The 4,884-nt window shown below is 46.9% G+C and carries 4 protein-coding genes; 1 reads left to right on the top strand and 3 read right to left on the bottom strand.

The features are described 5' to 3' along the window. From QVO99_RS06705 to QVO99_RS06695, 3 genes are all read right to left on the bottom strand, one after another. Positions 1–637: carboxypeptidase-like regulatory domain-containing protein (locus tag QVO99_RS06705; protein WP_288177021.1), on the bottom strand; the 637-nt coding region annotated here is incomplete at its 3' end. A 601-nt stretch (positions 638–1,238) separates the two neighbouring features. Beyond that, the gene (locus tag QVO99_RS06700; protein ID WP_022316835.1) at positions 1,239–2,399 is read right to left on the bottom strand and encodes a thioredoxin-like domain-containing protein; all 1,161 of its coding nucleotides are present in this window, start codon (positions 2,397–2,399) and stop codon (positions 1,239–1,241) included. A 90-nt stretch (positions 2,400–2,489) separates the two neighbouring features. Beyond that, positions 2,490–2,864: a VanZ family protein gene (locus tag QVO99_RS06695; RefSeq protein WP_288177020.1), complete on the bottom strand. Its 375-nt coding sequence runs from the start codon at positions 2,862–2,864 to the stop codon at positions 2,490–2,492. A 139-nt stretch (positions 2,865–3,003) separates the two neighbouring features. Here QVO99_RS06695 and QVO99_RS06690 point away from each other — a divergent pair, with 139 nt between their 5' ends. Beyond that, entirely contained in the window at positions 3,004–4,365 is a 1,362-nt protein-coding gene (locus QVO99_RS06690) for a sodium-dependent transporter (RefSeq protein WP_022316833.1), read from the top strand. Positions 4,366–4,884 lie beyond the last annotated feature (519 nt).

Below are 4,884 nucleotides of genomic sequence, written 5' to 3'. Positions count from 1 at the left end.
TCAGACCAGCGATGGCGCTTGAAATAAGTGTTGCTGCATCACCAGAAGAGAGAGCGTCGGCGTCTACTTCCGTCACGTCCTCCATGATGACACCGTCAACCACCCACAGTGGCTTTGACGAACCGTAAATAGAGGTAGCACCACGCACGCGGATCTTTGGCGCGGTACCGAACGTTCCGGATACGTTCTGCACAGATACACCGGCTGCACGGCCTTCGAGCGAGCGGCTGATATCAGCCACACCGTCAAGTTTTGCCTTGTTTGCATCAATCTTAGTTGTGGCACCAGTAAACAGACGCTTGTCCATCTTCTGCATACCTGTAACTACGACCTCGCCGATCTCTTGTGCATTAGACTCCAAAACAATTTTCATGTTTTTCTTGCCCTTCATGGTTACATCCTTCATACCGACATAAGTCACTATGATGGTTGGATTACTTTGGGTTGATGTCAGCGAGAATTTACCGTCGATATCCGTAACGGTACCTGTCTTAGTGCCCTTCAACATGATTGTAGCACCAATAACGGGTTGACCATCATCGTGAGATATCACGGTACCCGAGACTTCTGTTTGAGCCAGAGCCATTCCTACGAAGAGGAACAGGGAGGCCAACAGCATTGTTAGTCTTTTTTCCATAAATACTCTCTTCCCTAAATTAATGAATGAATAAATTATTGTTACGTTTTTGCAAATTTATATATTATTTCCATTCCAAACAAAACTAAAGGTAATAAAAACTGCTTTTCCCCAAAAATTTAACTAAAATAGAGGTATAAATGTATATTTACAATCATAATTATTCACATTACGGTCCTATTTCTTACACACTGATAGCAATAAGTGTACAACGATGACGGACATATATACACTTATTAATATAACAGATGTCACACGGCTGTAATGGGTGTGAAACAATTGTTTTTGCAGTGTCACAGACTAACAGAATCCAGCTTACCAAGATATTAAGATGCCACGACAGACTGGAGAAAATATGATGACAGCGAAAAAACAAAAAAAATCGTCAGATTGTCTGGTTTTCAGTATAGCGTATTGACATACAGGCAGTTAGCGACCAGACAATTGTTTTCGATTGTCTGGATGGTTTGATGTCAATGGGTAGTTTGTGCATATAATATAAGGTATGCGCGCGCATACCTTATATATAGTCAGTTGAATTGTCTGTCATTTTATTTGGAGCGGGCGCATTCGCCACTGCTCCCCGCCAACGAAGATACTATCAGAGTATCTTCTGGATTTCAGCATCGAGGTCTTTGATCTGCTCGTCACGCTTATAGAGGGTGTTCGTCTTGTCTACGAGGAAGAAGGTCGGCAACTTCTGGATGTTGTAGAGCATTAGGAGCTTGGAGTCCACTCCATCGGCATCACGCACGGATATCCATGGCAACGCTGCGGTCTGTGTCTTCCAGAAATGTTCCTCTGGATCGAGCGACACCTGGAAAATCTCCAGTCCGCGAGAGTGGTATTTGTTGTAGAGTTCCCTTAGTTTCATGATGCGCTGTGTGGAACCTTCGGATGCGAAGACATGGAAATCGAGCAACACTGCCTTGCCTACCAAGTCAGTGATGCGGCGCACATTGCCATGGTTGTCAGGCAGAGCAATCTCTATGATATTAGAGGTGTGCACCTTCGAGGGGTCGATGCCCTGCTGGCTTTCGGCGAGCTTGTTCTGCATGATTCTCACATTCTTCATTCCCTCGATGGCAATGTTGTGGAGGTTTTCGCCACGAAGCGAACCGGGATAGTATGTATCCCAGCTTGTGGCAACGGCAGCGAACGCCTTGATGTCTTCCTTGCTCTCACGGGGATTGAAGATGAGTCGCTGTCCCAGAGCCTGGAACAGGGCGAAATATGAGGATGCCTTCATCGGCTGCTTGTAGATATAGTTGCGCTTGATGAAATCCTTATACTGTTCTATCACCTTACGGATGGTATCCTCGGCGGCGTCGTATCCGATGGCTGGGTTGTTCTCGATGCCGATGACAAAAGACTGGAGGTTTATCTGCTTGATAGCCAGGTCTTTGATGGTGGCACATTCCTCACTTCCGCTCACGGTATATCCTGTTGACATCTTGGGATAGGATGCCTTCACTGTGATGGTCTCGGTGGAGTCTACGCTGAGGTTTATGATCTGGTTTGCTATGCGCAGGCGATAGAATTCCGGCGCTGTCGGCGCATCGTCGCTAAAGCTGAATGATCCGTCGGCAGAGAGTTTCACGGAGTCTATGGCAACCGGTCCGTCGAGACTCATGTTCTCGAAATAGAGCATTGAGTCTTTAGCTTCCGTTATATTTCCGTTCACATGGAATTTCTTTCCTCCGCATGATGCGAGGAATATCACTGCCATAAGTATTGCGAATGATGATATCGTTTTCTTCATAAGTGTTTTTAGCTGATTAATATACGTGCAAATGTACTACAAATAATGCTAATATCAAAATATCGGGGTTAAGATTTCAAGTTGTCCCGCTCATCTGTTGTACTTCACCCTATACGCCAGATATCCCAAAAGACAGCCCAGGGTAGCTCCCGTGGCGTTGGCAAGGAAATCGAGCCAATCGCCACTCCGCCTGCCTCCCGTGCAGTATGCCTGGAGAAGTTCTATCAGTCCGCTCATCATCACCGGAGCGAGCCAAGCCCAGAGGAGCAGGCGGCGCGGACTGGCAGAGGAGCGGTAGCGGCGCAGGTGTTCGAGCCATATCACACTACACGTTCCGGCATACATCGCGATATGTGTCCATTTGTCAATGAACGGCACATCGTCGAGTGATGTATGTGGCGGAGTGCAGAAGCACGCCACCCAGATTATGGCTATGCAGAGCCACGACAAGGGGTAAAAACGCATTAATTGTGGGATTCGTCTCATTTTAATTGATATTTTAATGCAAAAGTAAAAAATATTTGATACATTTGCGACAGTTAACTAAATCAATATTACAATTAGGATAGCATATTCATTTCAAAAACCAAAAGAAAGCACAGTTATGGAAAAAGGGAACAGAGCTAATTTCGGTAGTAAACTTGGATTGATACTCGCCACGGCGGGTTCGGCAGTGGGTCTCGGCAACGTATGGCGCTTTCCGTATATGGCGGGACAGAACGGCGGTGCGCTATTCATCATCGTCTATGTGGTCTGCGTGCTTGCGCTTGGCATACCATGTATCATGAGCGAATTCATAATCGGCAGACATTCCGCCTCAAACACGGCGAGGGCTTACCGCAAACTTGCCGGCAAGACACCTTTCGGACTGGTGGGATATCTGGGAGTGCTGACGGGACTCCTCATCAACGGCTACTATGCCGTGGTGTCGGGATGGTGTTTCGAATATATCTACGCATCGGCGGCAGGACAGCTGAACGGGGACCCGCAGTTTTTTGCCGACTTCTTCAACACCTTTGAGAAAGACCCCGTAAAACCGATATTCTGGGCTGTGACATTCCTGATTGTCACACATCTTATCATCATCAGAGGAGTGAAAGACGGCATCGAAAAGGCTTCAAAGATGATGATGCCGGTACTATTCGTGCTGCTGATAGTACTTGTGGTGGCATCCTGCATGCTGCCAAACGCATGGGCGGGTGTGGAATACCTGTTCAAGCCGGACTTCAGCAAGGTAACCAAGGAGCTGTTCCTCGGCGCACTGGGACAGGCATTCTTCTCATTGAGCATCGGCATGGGGTGTCTGTGCACCTTCGCCTCTTACTTTTCGAAAGAAACAAACCTTACGAGTTCTGCGATGCAGATAGGCATTATAGACACGGTGATAGCGATTCTCGCAGGACTGATTATCTTCCCTGCAGCATTCAGCGTGGGCGTAAGCCCCGACAGCGGTCCGTCGCTGATATTCATCACTCTGCCAAACGTCTTCCAGGAGGCTTTCGGGGGCATTCCTGTTGTGGAATATCTGGTGGCACTGTCATTCTATATCCTACTGTCGCTGGCGGCTCTTACATCACTGATTTCCATCCATGAGGTGAGCACGGCATTCGTAGAAGAGGAGTTCAATGTGTCGCGCAACCGTTCTGCTACCATCGTGACGGCTGTCAGCATGGTGATTGCCGTATTGTGCTCTCTGTCGTTGAGCGACTTGGATATCATTTGTCTGGGCGGCAAGTCGCTGTTCGACTGGCTCGACTCCATCACAAGTCAGATATTGTTGCCGTTGGGCGGATTCTTCACCTGTCTGTTCTTGGGATGGTATGTTCCCAAGAAGATAGTGAAGGACCAATACACCAACTGGGGCACGATGCCGGGCAAGTATTTCGGCGTGTATATGTTCTGCATGAAATTCCTCTGTCCCATCTGCATCCTGCTCGTGTTCCTACACCAGTTCGGAGTGATTTAACCCAAAACGGTCAAAAGACACAAGGGCTGACATTTCTTTATTATGTCGGCCCTTGTTTTAAACCAAAAACTTCATGAAATGGGCAAGCTGCTTGCCCAAGTGGGGCAACGTGCTTGCCCATCATGGTAAAGGTAAACCATCAATACAGCGTACCCACTATTTTTCAGAGGGTTAACCGCATCAGTATTTTGAATAAAGGCTGTACTTACATGATGCCTTGTAGTATGTTTATTCCCCATACAAATCCTTCATAAACGCCATCTTTCTCAGGTCTTTTGCCAATGGTCCTTTCTTGCCTTGCAGAGCAAGGTCGAACTTCTTGCAGACTTTCAGCATGTTGACTTTTGTGGTGCGAAAGACTGTCAACTGTCTGTTTGTCAGAATATTACGGCTAAAAACCAGATGGTCTGACGGTTTTTTGGAAATTCTTGGTTTTACTAAGAATCAGCGTTATTGGAAACTTTTAACCCAAAACGGTCATTAGTCCGTTCAATGTATAATTTTAATAACTGCTTGCAG

Source organism: Prevotella sp. CAG:592 (assembly GCF_000436015.1).
In the GTDB taxonomy this organism is placed as follows: Bacteria; Bacteroidota; Bacteroidia; order Bacteroidales; family Bacteroidaceae; genus Prevotella; species Prevotella pectinovora.
Note: the sequence above shows the minus strand (reverse complement) of the source record. Positions and strands in the feature narration are given on the sequence as shown.